19 protein-coding genes are annotated in these 17,230 nt (G+C 61.1%); 7 read left to right on the top strand and 12 right to left on the bottom strand.

Annotated features, from left to right (window positions below; translation table 11 throughout):
• Window positions 1–51 precede the first annotated feature (51 nt).
• Both KU43P_RS21415 and grxD read left to right on the top strand, forming a co-directional pair.
• Window positions 52–2,160, top strand: coding sequence for a molybdopterin oxidoreductase family protein (locus KU43P_RS21415; RefSeq protein ID WP_317659422.1), 2,109 nt, complete (start codon window positions 52–54; stop codon window positions 2,158–2,160).
• 91 nt (window positions 2,161–2,251) lie between these two features.
• Window positions 2,252–2,587 (top strand): Grx4 family monothiol glutaredoxin, encoded by a 336-nt coding sequence (grxD, locus tag KU43P_RS21410; RefSeq protein ID WP_274908984.1) that lies wholly within the window; start codon window positions 2,252–2,254, stop codon window positions 2,585–2,587.
• Between the two features lie 57 nt (window positions 2,588–2,644).
• Here grxD and bfr read toward each other — a convergent pair whose 3' ends face one another.
• Window positions 2,645–3,118 carry a bacterioferritin gene (gene bfr / locus KU43P_RS21405; protein WP_016395686.1) on the bottom strand — a complete coding sequence of 158 codons (474 nt, stop codon included), beginning with the start codon at window positions 3,116–3,118 and terminating at the stop codon, window positions 2,645–2,647.
• Between the two features lie 201 nt (window positions 3,119–3,319).
• The gene (locus tag KU43P_RS21400; protein WP_152954499.1) at window positions 3,320–3,541 is read right to left on the bottom strand and encodes a bacterioferritin-associated ferredoxin; all 222 of its coding nucleotides are present in this window, start codon (window positions 3,539–3,541) and stop codon (window positions 3,320–3,322) included.
• 214 nt (window positions 3,542–3,755) lie between these two features.
• On the opposite strand from KU43P_RS21400, the gene KU43P_RS21395 reads away from it, so the two are divergent.
• Window positions 3,756–4,358, top strand: a complete 603-nt coding sequence (locus KU43P_RS21395; protein ID WP_023629028.1) for a peroxiredoxin — start codon at window positions 3,756–3,758, stop codon at window positions 4,356–4,358.
• A 178-nt stretch (window positions 4,359–4,536) separates the two neighbouring features.
• On the opposite strand, the gene rnt is transcribed toward KU43P_RS21395, so the two are convergent.
• Together rnt and pyrC are read right to left on the bottom strand one after the other, a co-directional pair.
• On the bottom strand, window positions 4,537–5,148 hold the full coding sequence (gene rnt, locus KU43P_RS21390) for a ribonuclease T (protein WP_411567265.1): 612 nt from the start codon (window positions 5,146–5,148) through the stop codon (window positions 4,537–4,539).
• A gap of 59 nt (window positions 5,149–5,207) precedes the next feature.
• Window positions 5,208–6,254, bottom strand: coding sequence for a dihydroorotase (gene pyrC / locus KU43P_RS21385; protein ID WP_016395688.1), 1,047 nt, complete (start codon window positions 6,252–6,254; stop codon window positions 5,208–5,210).
• A gap of 130 nt (window positions 6,255–6,384) precedes the next feature.
• Here pyrC and KU43P_RS21380 point away from each other — a divergent pair, with 130 nt between their 5' ends.
• Both KU43P_RS21380 and KU43P_RS21375 read left to right on the top strand, forming a co-directional pair.
• Window positions 6,385–7,353, top strand: a complete 969-nt coding sequence (locus tag KU43P_RS21380) for a flagellar protein MotY (protein ID WP_317659420.1) — start codon at window positions 6,385–6,387, stop codon at window positions 7,351–7,353.
• Between the two features lie 129 nt (window positions 7,354–7,482).
• Window positions 7,483–8,700 (top strand): argininosuccinate synthase, encoded by a 1,218-nt coding sequence (locus KU43P_RS21375; RefSeq protein WP_317659419.1) that lies wholly within the window; start codon window positions 7,483–7,485, stop codon window positions 8,698–8,700.
• A 61-nt stretch (window positions 8,701–8,761) separates the two neighbouring features.
• Here KU43P_RS21375 and KU43P_RS21370 read toward each other — a convergent pair whose 3' ends face one another.
• Window positions 8,762–9,226: a hypothetical protein gene (locus KU43P_RS21370; RefSeq protein WP_317659417.1), complete on the bottom strand. Its 465-nt coding sequence runs from the start codon at window positions 9,224–9,226 to the stop codon at window positions 8,762–8,764.
• A gap of 317 nt (window positions 9,227–9,543) precedes the next feature.
• Between KU43P_RS21370 and KU43P_RS21365 the strand changes: the two genes are divergently transcribed.
• On the top strand, window positions 9,544–10,170 hold the full coding sequence (locus KU43P_RS21365; protein WP_317659415.1) for a response regulator transcription factor: 627 nt from the start codon (window positions 9,544–9,546) through the stop codon (window positions 10,168–10,170).
• 44 nt (window positions 10,171–10,214) lie between these two features.
• Here KU43P_RS21365 and KU43P_RS21360 read toward each other — a convergent pair whose 3' ends face one another.
• From KU43P_RS21360 to metG, 7 genes are all read right to left on the bottom strand, one after another.
• Window positions 10,215–10,391: a PA3496 family putative envelope integrity protein gene (locus KU43P_RS21360; RefSeq protein WP_317659414.1), complete on the bottom strand. Its 177-nt coding sequence runs from the start codon at window positions 10,389–10,391 to the stop codon at window positions 10,215–10,217.
• Window positions 10,392–10,495: 104 nt separating this feature from the next.
• Entirely contained in the window at window positions 10,496–11,134 is a 639-nt protein-coding gene (nth, locus tag KU43P_RS21355) for an endonuclease III (RefSeq protein WP_317659413.1), read from the bottom strand.
• Between the two features lie 4 nt (window positions 11,135–11,138).
• Window positions 11,139–11,663 (bottom strand): Rnf-Nqr domain containing protein, encoded by a 525-nt coding sequence (locus KU43P_RS21350; protein WP_317659412.1) that lies wholly within the window; start codon window positions 11,661–11,663, stop codon window positions 11,139–11,141.
• Window positions 11,656–12,258, bottom strand: coding sequence for an RnfABCDGE type electron transport complex subunit G (locus tag KU43P_RS21345; RefSeq protein WP_317659411.1), 603 nt, complete (start codon window positions 12,256–12,258; stop codon window positions 11,656–11,658). Before KU43P_RS21345 ends, KU43P_RS21350 begins: the two co-directional genes overlap by 8 nt.
• Window positions 12,255–13,226 (bottom strand): RnfABCDGE type electron transport complex subunit D, encoded by a 972-nt coding sequence (locus KU43P_RS21340; protein ID WP_317659410.1) that lies wholly within the window; start codon window positions 13,224–13,226, stop codon window positions 12,255–12,257. Before KU43P_RS21340 ends, KU43P_RS21345 begins: the two co-directional genes overlap by 4 nt.
• 39 nt (window positions 13,227–13,265) lie before the next feature.
• The gene (locus tag KU43P_RS21335; protein ID WP_317663888.1) at window positions 13,266–13,814 is read right to left on the bottom strand and encodes an Rnf-Nqr domain containing protein; all 549 of its coding nucleotides are present in this window, start codon (window positions 13,812–13,814) and stop codon (window positions 13,266–13,268) included.
• Between the two features lie 89 nt (window positions 13,815–13,903).
• Window positions 13,904–15,943, bottom strand: a complete 2,040-nt coding sequence (gene metG / locus KU43P_RS21330) for a methionine--tRNA ligase (RefSeq protein ID WP_317659409.1) — start codon at window positions 15,941–15,943, stop codon at window positions 13,904–13,906.
• Window positions 15,944–16,099: 156 nt separating this feature from the next.
• Here metG and apbC point away from each other — a divergent pair, with 156 nt between their 5' ends.
• The gene (gene apbC / locus KU43P_RS21325; protein WP_317659407.1) at window positions 16,100–17,194 is read left to right on the top strand and encodes an iron-sulfur cluster carrier protein ApbC; all 1,095 of its coding nucleotides are present in this window, start codon (window positions 16,100–16,102) and stop codon (window positions 17,192–17,194) included.
• The last annotated feature ends 36 nt before the right edge of the window (window positions 17,195–17,230 follow it).

The following is a 17,230-nucleotide window of genomic DNA, read 5'->3' as shown; positions in this document are numbered from 1 at the left end:
GGCAGGGCAGGGCGCATAGTCACCCTTCGACTACAACAAGCAGAGGCGGCCATGACCAAGACCCTGCATCACCGTGCCTGTCACCTGTGCGAAGCCATCTGCGGGCTGAATATCGAAGTCAGCCATGAACCAGGCATGCCCGCGCGGATCAGCTCGATCAAGGGTGACCCGGACGATCCTTTCAGCCGCGGCCATATCTGCCCCAAGGCGGTGGCATTGCAAGATATCCAGCATGACCCCGACCGCCTGCGCCAACCCCATAAGCGGGTTGGCGAACAGTGGCAGGCCATTGGTTGGGACGAAGCGTTCGCCCTGGCCGCCGATAAGCTCTGGGCGATACAACAGGCCCATGGGCGCAATGCCGTGGCGGTGTATCAAGGCAACCCCAGCGTGCACAACTACGGGTTGATGACCCACAGCAACTATTTCCTGGGTCTGCTCAAGACTCGTAACCGTTTCTCTGCCACTTCGGTGGACCAGCTCCCTCAGCACCTGACCAGCCACCTGATGTACGGCCACGGCCTGCTATTGCCGATCCCTGATATCGACCATACCCAGTTCATGCTGATCCTCGGCGGCAACCCATTGGCCTCCAACGGCAGCATCATGACGGTGCCAGATGTGGAAAAGCGCCTGAAGGCTTTGCGTGCCCGCGGCGGGCGGTTGGTGGTGGTCGACCCGCGACGCAGCGAAACCGCGGCGATGGCCGACCAGCACCTGTTCGTGCGTCCAGGTGGTGATGCGGCCTTGCTCAGCGCCCTGCTGCACACAGTGTTCGACGAGCGCCTGGCGCGTGGCACGCACTTGCCGGTGAACGGCCTGCAGCAGGTGCGCGAGGCCATCGCCCCGTTCAGCGCCGAGGCGATGAGCGCACATTGCGGCATCGACGCAGCGGACATCCGCCAGCTGGCACGGGACTTCGCGGCGGCCGACAAAGCGGTCTGCTATGGCCGCATGGGGGTGTCTACCCAGGCCTTCGGTAGCCTTTGCCACTGGCTGGTCCAACTGATCAACCTGGTCACCGGCAACCTCGACCGCGAGGGTGGGGCGCTGTGCACCGAACCTGCCGTCGACCTGGTGGCAAGCACCTCGGGCGGGCATTTCAACGCCTGGCAGAGCCGCGTGTCGGGCTTGCCCGAATACGGCGGAGAACTGCCGGTGGCGGCCCTGGCCGAAGAAATGCTCACGCCAGGCGAAGGCCAGGTCCGCGCACTGGTGACTGTGGCAGGTAACCCGGTGCTGTCGACACCCAATGGTCGTCAGCTCGACAGGGCACTGCAGGGCTTGGAGTTCATGTTAAGCATCGACCTCTACATCAACGAGACCACGCGCCACGCAGACTTGATCCTGCCGTCCACTTCGGCGCTGGAGAACGACCACTACGACAGCACCTTCAATCTGCTGGCCATACGCAACGTCACGCGCTTCAACCGGGCGATCCTGGCCAAGCCGGATGGGGCACTGCATGACTGGGAAATCTTCGTTGGCCTGGCGCGCGCGTTTGCCGAGCGTGCCGAAGTTGAACTGAAACCGACTGTGCCCCCGGCTAAGATGGTCGACCTGGCCCTGCGCCAAGGCCGTTACGGCGAGACATCCGCCTTCAAGCTTTCGTTGGCAACCCTGGACTATTACCCTCACGGCCTGGACCTGGGGCCGCTGCGGGCAAACCTCGGCCAGCGGCTGGGAACTGCCAGCAAGGCGGTCGAGGCGGCGCCCCAGGTGCTGCTGGACGACTTGCACCGGCTTGCCCGGCAGGCGCCGCCGAACGCGGATGAGTTGTTGCTGATCGGTCGCCGTCACATCCGCAGCAACAACTCCTGGATGCACAACTTTCATCGACTGGTCAAAGGCAAGCCACGCCATCAACTGTTGATGCACCCGCAAGACTTGCAGCAGCGGAACCTTCAGGATGGCCAGCAAGTGCGTATTCGCTCGCGGACCGGCACCCTGGAAGTCGAGGTGCAAGCCTGCGACGACATGATGCCCGGCGTGGTCAGCCTGCCCCATGGCTTCGGCCATGGTCGCCTGGGCGTGCACCTGGAAATCGCCCAGGCACAACCTGGCGTCAGTGCCAACGACCTGACTGATGAGTGCCTACGCGACCAAGTGTCCGGCAATGCTGCGCTCAATGGCGTGCCTGTGCAGGTGGAGGCCGCCTGAACGATGGCAGAGGCCGAGCACGCCGCTTGGGATTCCGTTACAATGCGTCACCGTCCGACGACTGCGTCGCAAAGTTCAGCCGAGGTGCTACATGGATATCATCGAAACGATCAAAGAGCAGATTGCCAACAACACCATTCTGCTTTACATGAAAGGCTCGCCGAATGCCCCACAGTGTGGCTTCTCGTCCCGCGCCTCGCAGGCCGTCATGCAGTGCGGCGAGAAGTTCGCCTACGTCGACATCCTGCAGAACCCGGAAATCCGCGCCAACCTGCCCAAGTACGCCAACTGGCCAACCTTCCCGCAACTGTGGGTAGCCGGCGAGCTGGTCGGCGGTAGCGACATCATGCTGGAAATGTTCGAGAAGGGTGAGCTGCAGACCCTGATCAAGGAAGCTGCCGCCAAGGCCAAGGCTTCCGAAGCCTGATTATCAGGCAGGCAATAAAAAACCCGCTCAAGGCGGGTTTTTTATTGCCTGCGAAAATTACTCTTCGCCCATCTGCGATTGCAGGTAGTTCTCGAGGGTAATCTTGTCGATCAGGCTCAGTTGGGTTTCCAGCCAATCGATGTGCTCTTCCTCGGATTCGAGGATCTCTTCGAGCAGGTCACGCGAGCCGAAGTCGCCGACGGTTTCGCAGTGGGCGATGGCGGCTTTCAGGTCGGCCAGGCCTTTCTGCTCGATCTTCAGGTCGCACTCGAGCATTTCTTTGGTGTGCTCGCCAATCAGCAGCTTGCCCAGGTCCTGAACATTGGGGATGCCTTCGAGGAAGAGAATACGCTTGATCAATTTGTCAGCGTGCTTCATCTCATCGATGGATTCCTTGTACTCGTGCTTGCCGAGCTTGTTCAGGCCCCAATCTTCGTACATGCGTGCGTGCAGGAAGTACTGGTTGATCGCGACCAGCTCGTTTCCGAGGATCTTGTTGAGATGCTGGATGACGCTTACGTCGCCTTTCATTTCGGGTTCCTGCCCTGTAGAAGTGTGCCAATACAGAGAAGTTTGAGCCTGTTACTTAGGCCTGTCAAACCTAAGTTCTTGAATAATAAGTGAAAATTAATAGGAATAAGAATGTTTGTGAACCGCGTTGGAACGCTAACTTATTGAATTCCGGGCATAAAAAAACCGGACACAAGGTCCGGTTCTTCAAATTCGGTGCTATCAAGCGGCGGTAAATTCCACCGGATAGGGCAGGGCGGCTTGCTGGCTCACCTGCAGGTCGGTGAGCGTTTCGCGTACCACCTGCTTGGCCAGGCAGGCACATTTGCCACACTGGCTGGCGACGTTGGTCGCAGCGCGGACTTCCTTGTAACTGCAGCATCCTTCATAGATCGCATCGCGGATCTGTCCGTCGGTGACGCCGACACAAAGACACACATACATAAGGGCTGACCATCGCGGGTTGAGTCGATGGATTGGAGCTTAATGTTAATGAGAATGCTTGTCAAAGGACTTTCTGAAAGGGGTGTGCTTGAGCGACCGGCGGTTGGATTCGGCCTGTCATCAGAAGCCGTGTATGATGGTCGGCCTTTGTTGGATGTCGGGCAAGCCTGCCTTGGCCCGGCAAATAGTTCTTCACCCTCATCAGGAGATTACAATGAGCGTACTCGTTGGCAAACAAGCCCCCGACTTCACCGTTCCAGCTGTGCTGGGCAACGGCGAAATCGTCGACAGCTTCAACCTGGCCTCGGCCATCAAGGGCAAGTACGGCCTGGTGTTCTTCTACCCGCTGGACTTCACCTTCGTCTGCCCGTCCGAGCTGATCGCCCTGGACAACCGCATCCCTGACTTCCAGGCGCGCAACGTCGAAGTGATCGGCGTGTCGATCGACTCGCACTTCACCCACAACGCCTGGCGCAACACCCCGGTCAACAATGGCGGCATCGGCCAGGTGAAGTACACCCTGGCAGCCGACATGACCCACGAAATCTGCAAGGCCTACGACGTTGAGTCCGAAGGCGGCGTGGCTTTCCGTGGCGCCTTCCTGATCGACACCAACGGTGTCGTGCGCTCGCAGATCGTCAACGACCTGCCACTGGGCCGCAACATGGACGAGCTGCTGCGTCTGGTCGACGCTCTGCAATTCCACGAAGAGCACGGCGAAGTCTGCCCGGCCAACTGGAAGAAAGGCGACAAGGGCATGAACGCTTCGCCAGAAGGCGTTGCTGCCTACCTGAGCGAGAACGCTGGCAAGCTGTAATTGCCGCGCGCATGAAAAAAACCGGCCCTGGTGGCCGGTTTTTTTGTGCCTGGAACTCGAGGCTTCCAGTGCCTGTTACGGCCTTATCGCCGGCAAGCCGGCTCCCACATGATCACCACAGGCTCGGAGATTGTGGAGTACTTGTGGGAGCCGGCTTGCCGGCGATGGGGACCTCGACTCAATCGTTGAAGTCGCGCCAGCCGCCCATTTCTTTCCAGCGATTGACGATGCCGCAGAACAGTTCGGCAGTCTTCTCGGTGTCATACCGCGCCGAGTGCGCCTCGCGCCCATCGAAGTCGATATCGGCGCTCTGGCAGGCCCGTGCCAGCACGGTCTGGCCATAGGCGAGGCCGGCCAGCGTCGCGGTATCGAAGCTGGAGAACGGGTGGAACGGGTTGCGCTTGAGGTCGTTGCGCGACACTGCGGCATTAAGGAAGCCCAGGTCGAAGCTGCTGTTGTGGCCGACCAGGATAGCCCGCTTGCAGCCATTGGCCTTGAGCGCCTTGCGCACGCCACGGAAGATGTCGGTCAGCGCGCTTTCTTCGCTCACCGCCATGCGCAGTGGGTGGTCCAGCTTGATCCCGGTGAATTCCAGCGCGGCAGGTTCGATGTTGGCGCCCTCGAACGGCTCTACCCGATAGAAGTAGGTATGCTCGGGAAACAGGAAGCCTTTCTCGTCCATGCCAATGGTCACGGCGGCGATTTCCAGCAAGGCGTCGGTGGCGCTATTGAAGCCGCCGGTCTCGACATCCACGACCACTGGCAGGTAGCCCCGGAAACGCTCGGCCATGGGGTGGCGCGAACCGCCGCTGGCCTGGCCGTCCTGGTCGTCTTCGTAGAGGTCTTCGCTCACGCGTTGCCCTCCAGCAGGCGCCAGCGCAGCTTCTCACCGGCGCGCAGCGGAACCACGGTCTGCTCGCCGAAGGGCAGGCTGTCCGGGGCAGTCCACTCTTCGCGGACCAGGGTAATGGTGTCGGTGTTTGCCGGCAGGCCATAGAAGGCCGGGCCGTGCAGGCTGGCGAAACCTTCGAGCTTGTCGAGCGCGTTGCGCTGTTCGAAGGCTTCGGCATACATCTCGATGGCCGCATAGGCGGTGTAGCAACCGGCGCAGCCGCAGGCCGCTTCCTTGGCGTGGCGGGCGTGTGGGGCCGAGTCGGTACCGAGGAAGAATTTCGGGTTGCCGCTGGTCGCAGCGTCCAGCAGCGCCACCTGGTGGGTGTTGCGCTTGAGGATCGGCAGGCAATAGAAGTGCGGGCGGATGCCGCCGACCAGCATGTGGTTGCGGTTGTACAACAGGTGCTGGGCGGTGATGGTCGCGCCGACGTTGGCCGGCGCTTCGGTGACGAACTGCGCGGCATCGGCTGTGGTGATGTGCTCGAACACCACTTTCAGCGTCGGGAAGCGTTCTACCAGGCGACGCATGTGCTCGTCGATGAAACGCTTTTCGCGATCGAACACGTCGATCTCGCTGCGTGTCACTTCGCCATGCACCAGCAAGGGCAGGCCGGTCTCCGCCAGTGCCTCGATGGCCGGGAAGATATTGTCGATGCTGGTCACGCCCGAATCGGAGTTGGTGGTGGCGCCGGCCGGGTACAGCTTGGCGGCGTACACGATGCCACTGGCCTTGGCCGCGCGGATGTCCTCGGGGCTGGTGCGGTCGGTAAGGTACAGCACCATCAGCGGCTCGAAACGGCTGCCGGCCGGGCGGGCGGCGAGAATGCGCTCGCGGTAGGCGCCAGCTTCGACGGCATTACGTACCGGCGGAACCAGGTTGGGCATGATGATGGCACGGGCGAAGGTACGCGCCACATCGCCAACGGTATGGGGCAGGACGGCACCATCGCGTAGATGGATGTGCCAGTCGTCGGGACGCAGGAGGGTCAGGCGATCGGACATTGGGGATTCCAGGCGGGTCGAACTCAAGCGTCAATGCTACCGGAAAACCCTGGGCTGAGCACGGCTATCAAGTTTTCCGGTCGGCGTCCGATAGCCTGCAGGTAAGCCGTCAGAAAAAGTGGAGCCGCCCGTGCGCCAGCGTTACCTAGCCCTGTTGACCCTGTTCGCCAGCCTGCCGGCCGGCGCACTGACTTTCCAGACCCGTATGGAGAACATTGCCTGGAAGGTCGAGGGTGACCAGTTCGAATGCCGCCTGATACAGCCGATCGACGGTTTCGGCAGTGGCGAATTCGTGCGCCGGGCGGGTGAGCAGCCAGTATTCCAGTTGCGTTCGGACAGCAACGTGCTCGGTGCCGGCTCGGCGACCTTGCTGGCAGCAGCGGCGCCCTGGCAACCAGGGCGCAACGATATCAACCTCGGCGCCGTGCGCATGGCCCGCAACGGCGTGCTGTTCACCACTTCCCAGGGCCAGGCCAGCCGCCTGATCAACGGCCTGCTCGACGGGCGCAGCACCGTGGTGCGCAGTTACGCAAGCGAAGGTGGGCGGCCGATGGAAGTGCGGGTGCTGCCGGTGAGCTTTGCCAAGGCCTACAACGATTACCAGGTATGCGCCGGGAAGATGTTGGCCATGAATTACGACCAGGTGCGCCAGACCCAGATCGGTTTCCCTGGATCAGGCATTGACCTGGACGCAGCGGCACGGGCGCGTCTGGATCTGATCGTCGAGTACCTGAAGGCGGATCCGACGGTCAACCACATCGAGCTCAACGGCCACTCGGACAACAGCGGTAATCGCCTGACCAACCGAGATACTTCGCGCCGCCGCGCGCTGGCGGTGGCCGATTACCTGGTCGCCCATGGCATCGCGGAAAATCAGATCACCGTACGTTTCCACGGTGAGCGGTACCCGTTGGTGAAAAACAACAGTGCCGCCAACCGCGCGCGCAATCGCCGTGTGAATATCGAACTGGACCGCGTTACCCCGGTCGAAAAACCTGCCGAGCAGCCGGCGCTGCAACCCGTTCCAGCGCCGGCAGCAGCGCCTGCCGCAGCGCCTGCCACGAACGCGCCGGCCACCCCTGCTGCAAAAGCCTCCTAAGGTGCGACAGGGCGTCGCGCCCACGACAGTTCCTGTCGCTTTGTCGTCAGAAGCTGTCGCCCCACTGTAAATTTATCCGTAACGCCGGTAGAATCGGGCCTTTTCCGTACAACCCCGTGGAGTGATGGCATGGCGGACGTAAAAAAGGTCGTACTGGCGTATTCCGGCGGCCTTGATACTTCGGTGATTCTCAAGTGGCTGCAGGATACCTACAACTGCGAAGTGGTGACCTTCACCGCTGACCTGGGGCAGGGCGAAGAAGTCGAGCCGGCTCGCGCCAAAGCCCAGGCTATGGGCGTCAAAGAGATCTACATCGACGACCTGCGCGAAGAATTCGTGCGTGATTTCGTCTTCCCGATGTTCCGCGCCAACACCGTCTACGAAGGCGAGTACCTGCTGGGTACTTCCATCGCCCGTCCGCTGATCGCCAAGCGCCTGATCGAGATCGCCAACGAAACCGGCGCCGACGCCATTTCCCATGGCGCCACCGGCAAAGGTAACGACCAGGTGCGTTTCGAGCTGGGTGCCTACGCGCTCAAGCCAGGCGTCAAGGTCATCGCACCATGGCGCGAGTGGGACCTGCTGTCCCGCGAGAAACTGATGGACTACGCCGAAAAGCACGGTATCCCGATCGAGCGCCACGGCAAGAAGAAGTCGCCGTACTCGATGGACGCCAACTTGCTGCACATCTCGTACGAAGGCGGTGTCCTGGAAGATACCTGGACCGAGCACGAAGAAGACATGTGGCGTTGGAGCGTCTCGCCGGAGAACGCTCCGGACCAGGCGACCTACCTCGAACTGACCTACCGCAACGGTGACATCGTCGCCATCGACGGCGTAGAGAAGTCCCCAGCCACCGTGCTGGCCGACCTGAACCGCATTGGCGGCGCCAACGGCATCGGCCGTCTGGACATCGTCGAGAACCGTTACGTGGGCATGAAGTCGCGTGGCTGCTACGAAACCCCAGGCGGCACCATCATGCTCAAGGCCCACCGTGCCATCGAGTCGATCACCCTGGACCGCGAAGTCGCTCACCTGAAAGATGAGCTGATGCCGAAGTACGCCAGCTTGATCTACACCGGCTACTGGTGGAGCCCGGAGCGTCTGATGCTGCAGCAGATGATCGACGCTTCGCAGGTCAACGTGAATGGTGTGGTGCGCCTGAAACTGTACAAGGGCAACGTTACGGTGGTCGGTCGCAAGTCGGACGATTCGCTGTTCGATGCCAACATCGCGACCTTCGAGGAAGACGGCGGCGCCTACAACCAGGCCGATGCTGCAGGCTTCATCAAGCTCAACGCACTGCGCATGCGCATTGCCGCGAACAAAGGCCGTGCATTGCTCTAACGCCACGTTGAGCAAAGCGCTGTAGAGAACCCCGACTCCGGTCGGGGTTTTTTTTGCGCATCTAGTTGATGAACTGTGCTGTATTTTCTGGCAGGTCATCTACAGACAGGCGAAAGCATTGCTGTTTATCCAGATTGCAAAACACCCAGGTGCGACCTGATTCGTGGGGCTGAGCCAAGGTCTTCAGTACCTGTTGGGTAATCATCTGTTGCGCATTGGGGCCAGAGAGCATGACCGTGATAGGTTCTGTTTCGGCCAATGTGGATTGTTTTTCTTTATGTTCCGGTGCACTGGCAGCTTGCGCGTACACGTTGCCGGTTTCCTCGGGTTTGTAGAGCGATTTGTAGTTGAAGTTAAGCGTCAAGAAAAACAGCGCCGTCAGAAAAAACGGAAACCCTACAAGGAACCATGTATACAGGTTCTGACTCTCCTCGCTAAGGAAGGGGAGCGTTGCCAGCGCCGAAGATTCGATGATGCCGGCGAACACGGCGATGATGGTCAATGGGGCTGCGGGTTGGCTTGTCATGGCGGCGTCTCCTGCCGTTTTGCCTATCTAAACCCATTGGCGCTCCCTGGCCGAATGCTGGATTTTTTCCGATCCATGAAAATGATCCCGCTATCTTCCGTTGCAATTGAAAGGTGCGCCTGTAAAAACAACTGACTTGCCACGTGGGTTAGCTTCTTGATAAGTGACTTGTAAGTTATTGCTTGTAGGAAAATTCCTAAAACGACGTAAGGCTCATCTATTCATGTATTTGCTCTGGTGTTTGACACGCCATTGAGCACATGGCTCGGTTATGGTGAGCCGTCGTCAAAGCAAAATAATGAATGAATGGATATCGCATGAATAAAGTCCTTATCGTGGATGACCACCCGGTCATACGCCTGGCAGTGCGCATGCTGATGGAGCGGCATGGCTACGATGTGGTCGCGGAAACCGACAACGGAGTAGCAGCCTTGCAGCTTACAAGGGAGTACCTCCCCGATATTGTGGTACTGGATATCGGTATTCCCAAACTTGACGGGCTGGAGGTTATTGCCCGTTTATCTTCTGCCAGCCCGGGGAGCCGAGTGCTGGTACTGACGTCGCAGGCACCCGGGCACTTTTCCATGCGCTGCATGCAGGCGGGTGCTTGCGGCTATGTGTGCAAACAGCAGGAACTCACCGAGCTGCTCAGCGCGATCAAGGCGGTACTGTCCGGCTATAGCTATTTCCCCAACCAGGCCCTGCACAAGTCGCGGGGGCGCGCGGGGGCGGGCAGTGAAATGGAGATGGTCGATCGTCTGTCGGCGAGGGAGATGATGGTGCTGCAGCAACTGGCGCGCGGGAAATCGAACAAGGAAATCGCCGAAAGCATGTTCCTCAGCAACAAGACGGTCAGTACCTACAAAACCCGATTGTTGCTGAAGCTCAATGCCCACTCGCTGGTGGACCTGATCGAACTGGCCCGGCGGCATGGCCTGACGTGAAGCCTGACTGCAGAAAGCCTCCGCAATGGAGGCTTTCCGTCAGGCTACAAGTCGTAGTCGAAATCTGCGAGTTGCCGCTTCAGGCGACGTTCTTCCAGGAGATTGTCAATGGTCCGACGCTTGCTGAGGTTGGTCTTCGCGGTTTCCACCTGCGGCTCCGCTTCGTCGTCAGAGGGGGCAAAGTCATCTTCGATTGACAGGTCGTCTTTATCGGTACTCATGGGTCGCTCCAAGCCAATGGGCCATTGGCCGTCCTTATAACCAGAAAGCGAAGCCTGGTAAAAAAGATTTTTTCAATCGAAACCCATATCTTTTCGCTATCGAATCAATCGTCAGATGTCTTCTGCTTGTACTCGCATAAATCTTCGATCCGGCAACTGCCGCACCGGGGCTTGCGTGCCTGGCAGACATAGCGCCCGTGCAGAATGAGCCAATGGTGTGCATCGAGCAGGTAGTCCTTGGGCACGAACTTCACCAGCTTCTTCTCCACCTCGAGCACAGTCTTGCCGGGTGCGATGCCAGTGCGGTTGCTCACTCTAAAAATGTGCGTGTCCACCGCCATGGTTGGCTGTCTGAATGCGGTATTGAGCACGACATTGGCCGTTTTACGCCCCACGCCCGGGAGGGCTTCGAGCGCTTCACGGGTTTGTGGTACTTCGCCACCATGGCGCTCGATCAGCAAGCGACAGGCTTCGATGACGTTCTTGGCCTTGCTGTTGTAAAGGCCGATTGTCTTGATGTATTCGCTCAGGCCTGCGACCCCTAGCGCATAGATGGCTTGCGGGGTATTGGCGACTGGAAACAGGCGGGCGGTAGCCTTGTTGACACCCACATCGGTGGACTGTGCAGAGAGGGTGACAGCCACCAGCAATTCGAAAGGTGTGGTGTAAGCCAGTTCTGTCTTCGGGTCGGGATTGTCTTCGTGCAGCCTGCGAAATATCTCCAGGCGTTTGGCAGCATTCATGGGGTCAACGGGTTCCTTGACGTCGAGAGGGGGCGTGGCCCAGACGCAGGCGATTGTACAAGGCCAACAGTGCGCCGAGCAGTAGCAACGCGCCAAAGCTAAGGCCCGCCGCATGCAGCCCCAAGCCTTGGTCCAGCCATTGACGGCTGGCGCCGAGCAGCAGGTAGAGCAGCAGCAGGCCGGCGACGTGCACGAGCAGCTGGCGCCAGCGGCCTTCGGCCGGCAGCAGCCGGTCTGCAGCCAGGCATTGCAGGCAGATCAGGGCTGGGTAGTGTCCGAGCGACAAGGCCAGAGGCAGTACCCAGGCACGCAAAGCCAGTTGCAGGCAACTGGCCAAGGCGGCAATCAGCATCAGGCTGGCCAGCCAGTACGCCGCCCCAGTGAGGCGTGGGCGCAGTGGGGCCAACAACAGCTGGTGGAAAAGGCTCAGCATCACCATGCCGCAGCCCAGGGTAGCGGCCTGAGCGAGCGTCTGGGTAGCGCCGATCAGCGGTGCAAGGCCGGCCACCAGCAAGCAGTAACTATTCATGGGCGGGGCCTCCAAGCAACAGCGTGCGATGCTGGTCAAAATAGGCCAGGGCCTCCTGTTGCGCAGCTATCACGGCACGTGAAGTTACAGTCGCGCCGGCCAGTTGGTCAAAGTCGCCCTGATCGCGCCTGAGTGCCCAGCGGTCGTCCAGGCGACGGTTGGCGAATTGCCCTAGCCAATTGACCTGCGGGTCACTGATGCGGCCTCCCAGGCCGGGGCTTTCCTGTTGCTCGATTACTTGCGTGCCGATCAGTCGCCCCTCGGCACTGATGGCGATGACCAGCCGGATAGGGCCGGCATAGCCTTGGACCTGGCTCACTAGAACGATTGCTGTCGGCTTCATCGCCAAGGTGGCGCGATAGGCGGCGGTTATTCGGCTGCGTGCCGGTTGCTCGCCTGGAAGCGGCAGCGGTGTGTCCAGGGGTTGGTTGTCATAGCTTTGTTCGGGCAACACTGCGAGAAACTGACGCGTATACCAGAGTTTTTCGGCTTCGATGATGGGTGCACGGGTCCACTGCCGCCATGCCAGCGTTGCCGCCACGGCCAGCCCCGCCACTAACAGCAACCAGGCGGCATTGCGCATGCGCGCGCTCATGATGTGGCCTGCTGGCGCCGCTCGGCGAGCCGATCGAGGGCCGGGGCCAGCAGGTTCATGAGCAGGATGGCGAATGCCGTGCCATCCGGGTAACTGCCCCAGCTACGGATCAGGTAGATCAGTACGCCCGCGCCAAAGCCGAACAACAGCTTGGCCAGGCCTGCCTTCGGGCCGGAAACGGGCTCGGTGGCGATGAAAAAAGCCGCCAGCATGGTCGAGCCGGAGAACAGGTGCAGCAATGGCGAGCCGTTCGAATCCGAGCCCGAGCCATTCCACGCCAGCAGGCTGAACAGCGTCAGCCCGCCCAGCAGGCCTGCGGGTGTGTGCCAGCTATAAACCCTGCGCTGCAGGAGGAACAAGCCGCCAAACAGAAAGGCCAGATTGACCCACTCGGCACCACGACCGCCAACACTGCCGAAGCCGGGGTGGCTGGCGAACAGTTCATCGACTGTCAGGCTGCGGTTATGGCGCAGGCCATCGAGTACGGTGGGGCTGGCCCAGGCGTCGATCTGCTCGCCACCGCCAAACACCAGGTGCAGGCTGTCCAGGAACCCGGGTAGTTGCCCTGGCCAATGGTTCATCTGCAGCGGGAAACTCAGCAGCACGAAGGCGTAGCCCACCATTGCGGGGTTGAACAGGTTCCGGCCGACACCGCCGAAGGCCTGCTTGCCAAGGCCGATGGCAATGGCTGTGGCCGTCATCGGCAGCCACCAGGGCGCCTGGGTGGGCAGGGCGACGGCGAGCAGCATCGCGGTAACCAGGGCGCTGCCGTCGTTCAGGGCGCTGGCCACAGGTTGACCGCGCAACGCCAGCAGGGCGGCTTCGCAGCACAGCGCGCTGCTGACGCACAGCGCCAGGCTGAACAGCAGGCCCCAGCCGTGCAGCCAGAACGATGCCAGCAGCCCTGGGATGCAGGCCAGCAGCACCAGGCCCATGGCGTTGCGCAGGCGTGGGTCAGGTAAGGCCATGGTCGTGCCGCCGCAGAACGTCGATTCGCTGAGTCAGCTTCATGGTGTGAATAGTCCGTTGAAGCCCGAGAACGCCATGGCCATCACGCCGGCACCGAGCAGCGTGATGGGCAGGCCACGCAACGCAATAGGGACGTCTGCGTGCTCGCTGCGTTGTAGCAGGTCGTCGAACAATGCCAGGGCCAGCCAGAAACCAAGCCCCGCCAGTACGCTGCAGCCCAAGGTTGCAAACCAGTTTCCTTGTGCGTCCATGGTCTGCAGTGCCAAACCCAGCACAACGGCGTTGCCCAGCATGGGCAGCATCAGCCCTTCGGTGGGCCACTGGGGGCGCAATCTTGACAGGGTTTGCACCACGCCCCACGCCAGCAGAGCCAACCAGGGCAGGAGCAGGAACAGGCGCAATGCTTCGATTTGCCAGGGTGCAACCACCCAGCGTTCCAGCAGTTGCGCCAGGGGAATGCCAAAGGCGGTCGTCAGTGCGCCCGCCATGCCGCCCACATGCATGCGCAGGCGTGACAGCGGCTGTTGTTGCAGGAACAGGTGGCTGATCAGCGCAGCACTGACCAGAACCAGGACGTGATCGTTCATGTAGATGACGATAGCCATGATTCGCCTGCGCGTCCGGCCATACGAAGGGGAAAATGAATGCCCCGGCGCTAAGGCCGGGGCAGAAGGTCTTACTTGATGCGCTGGCCTGGTTTGGCACCGCTGTCAGGGCTGAGGAGGTAGATCTCTTCGCCGCCTGGGCCGGCGGCCATGACCATGCCTTCGGACACGCCAAAGCGCATTTTGCGTGGTTTGAGGTTGGCCACCATCATGGTCAGGCGACCTTCGAGCTTGGACGGGTCCGGATACGCCGACTTGATACCCGAGAACACATTGCGACGCTCGTCGCCGATATCCAGGGTCAGTTGCAGCAGCTTGTCAGCGCCCGGCACCGCTTCAGCCTTGACGATCAGCGCCACGCGCAAGTCGACGGCGGCGAAGGTGTCGAACTCGATTTCTGCCGACAGTGGGTCCTTGGCCAGTTCGCCATTGCCGGCCGGAGCCTTGGCTTCGGCTGCCAGCAGGTCTTCCTTGCTGGCGGCGACCATGGCTTCGACCTTGGCCGGTTCGATACGGCTCATCAGGGCCTTGAACGGGTTGAGCTGATGGTTTTCCAGGCGCGATTGGTGATCGTTCCAGGTCAGCGGCGCGACATTGAGGAAGGCTTCGGCGTCGGCGGCCAGCAATGGCAGCACTGGCTTGAGGAAGATCACCAGCTGACGGAACAGGTTGATGCCCTGGGCGCAGATCGCCTGCACTTCGTCCTGCTTGCCTTCCTGCTTGGCCAGCGACCACGGCGCCTTGTCGGCAATCCAGGCATTGGCGCGGTCGGCCAGGGCCATGATTTCGCGCATGGCACGACCAAAGTCGCGGCCTTCGTAGGCGTCGGCAATGGAAGGGGCTGCGGCGAGGAAGGCTTCGGTCAGTTCCGGTGCGGCATCGCCTGCAACCATGACGCCTTCATTGCCTTTGTGAATGAAGCCTGCGCAGCGGCTGGCGATGTTCACCACCTTGCCGACCAGGTCCGAGTTGACCTTCTGCACGAAGTCCTCGAGGTTCAGGTCGAGGTCGTCGACGCCACGGCCGAGCTTGGCTGCGTAGTAGTAGCGCAGGTATTCCGGCTGCAGGTGATCCAGGTAGGTGCGGGCCTTGATGAAAGTGCCGCGCGACTTGGACATCTTGGCGCCGTTGACCGTCAGGTAGCCGTGTACGTTGACCGCGGTCGGCTTGCGGAAGCCCGCGCCTTCGAGCATGGCTGGCCAGAACAGGGCGTGGAAGTTGACGATGTCCTTGCCGATGAAGTGGTACAGCTCGGCCTTGGAGCCTTCGTTCCAGAAGGCATCGAAGTCCAGCTCCGGGCGGCGTGCGCAGAGATGCTTGAAGCTGGCCATGTAGCCGATCGGCGCGTCCAGCCAGACGTAGAAGTACTTGCCCGGCTCGCCAGGGATCTCGAAGCCGAAGTACGGCGCGTCACGCGAGATGTCCCACTCCTGAAGGCCCGAGTCCAGCCACTCGGCGAGCTTGTTGGCCACGGCGTCCTGCAGGGTGCCGCTGCGGGTCCACTGCTGCAGCATGGCCTGGAAGTCCGGCAGCTTGAAGAAGAAGTGCTGGGAGTCGCGCAGTACCGGCGTGGCACCGGAAATCGCCGATTTCGGGTTCTTCAGCTCGGTCGGGGCGTAGGTGGCACCGCATTTCTCGCAGTTATCGCCGTACTGGTCTTCGGCCGCACACTTGGGGCAGGTGCCCTTGATGAAACGGTCGGCCAGGAACATGCCCTTTTCCGGGTCGAAGTACTGGGTCACAGAACGGGTGGCGATGTGCCCGGCTTCGCGCAGGCGCGAGTAGATCAGGCTGGACAGCTCGCGGTTCTCTTCGCTGTGGGTGGAGTGGAAATTGTCGAAGTCCACCAGGAAGTCGGCGAAGTCGCGGCTGTGCTCGGCTTGCACACTGGCGATCAGCTGCTCGGGCGTGATGCCTTCCTTCTCGGCGCGCAGCATGATGGCCGAACCATGGGCGTCGTCGGCACAGACGTAGATGCACTGGTTGCCGCGCAGCTTCTGGAAGCGAACCCACATGTCCGTCTGGATGTACTCGAGCATATGGCCAAGGTGGATGGATCCATTGGCGTAGGGCAGGGCGCTGGTAACGAGAATCTGACGTGGCTCGGACATGGTGGCTCGGCTACTTATTCGGCTCGGGTAAAAATGAGGGTGATCGGCCACTATAAAGGGCTCGCGAATATATTTCACCCCGTGCACGCATCTGCTGACGATTGACGGGTTAGGATAGGCGTCTGTTTCACATTCAGTTTGCCAATGGGAGTCTCCATGAGTGTCGTCACCCGCGCCGCCGTCGAAGGCGTGCTTCGCCAGTACACCGACCCCTACCTGAACCTGGACCCGGTCAGCGCCGGTTGCGTGCGCGCCATCGATATCCAGGGCGGTCAGGTTGCTGTGCAGTTGCAGCTCGGTTATGCCGCCGGCCTGTTCAAGAATGGCTGGGCCCAGGTGCTGCAGACCGCGATCGAGAACCTTGATGGCGTCGCCTCGGCTCAGGTGTCGATCGACTGCGTGGTCGCTGCGCACAAGGCGCAGGCGCAGGTGCCGGCCCTGGGCAACGTCAAGAACATCGTCGCCGTGGCCTCGGGCAAGGGCGGAGTCGGCAAGTCGACTACCGCCGCCAACCTGGCGCTTGCGCTGGCGCGCGAAGGTGCTCGCGTCGGTATTCTCGACGCCGACATCTATGGCCCTAGCCAAGGTGTGATGTTCGGTATCGCCGAAGGTACTCGCCCACAGATTCGCGAACAGAAGTGGTTCGTGCCGATCAAGGCCCATGGCGTGGAGGTCATGTCCATGGCCTTCCTCACCGACGACAACACGCCCATGGTCTGGCGTGGCCCGATGGTATCGGGGGCGTTGTTGCAGTTGGTGACCCAAACGGCCTGGGACGACCTCGACTACCTGGTGATCGACATGCCGCCAGGTACCGGTGACATTCAGCTTACCCTGGCGCAGAAAGTGCCGGTGGCCGGCTCGGTGATCGTCACCACGCCACAGGACCTGGCCCTGCTCGATGCCAAGAAAGGCGTGGAGATGTTCCGCAAGGTCAACATTCCCGTGCTGGGCGTGGTGGAGAACATGGCGGTGCACATCTGCTCGAACTGCGGCCACGCCGAGCACCTGTTCGGCGAAGGCGGCGGCGAGAAGCTGGCGGCGCAGTACGGCGTCGAGCTACTGGCCTCGTTGCCATTGTCGATGGTGATCCGTGAGCAGGCCGACAGCGGCAAACCGACGGCGATCGCCGAGCCGGAAAGCCAGATCGCCATGGTGTATCAGGAGCTGGCCCGTCAGGTGGGCGCGCGCATCGTGTTGCAGGAAGCGGCAGCGCCGGCGATGCCGAGCATCACCATCAGCGAAGATTGACCGGTCGATTGCGCAGGGTCACAGGCCAGTGCGATC

Origin of the sequence: Pseudomonas sp. KU43P, from assembly GCF_033095865.1 — a bacterium.
Lineage (GTDB): Bacteria > Pseudomonadota > Gammaproteobacteria > Pseudomonadales > Pseudomonadaceae > Aquipseudomonas.
The sequence above is the reverse complement of the archived record's forward strand: the minus strand, read 5'-3'. Positions and strand labels throughout refer to the sequence as shown.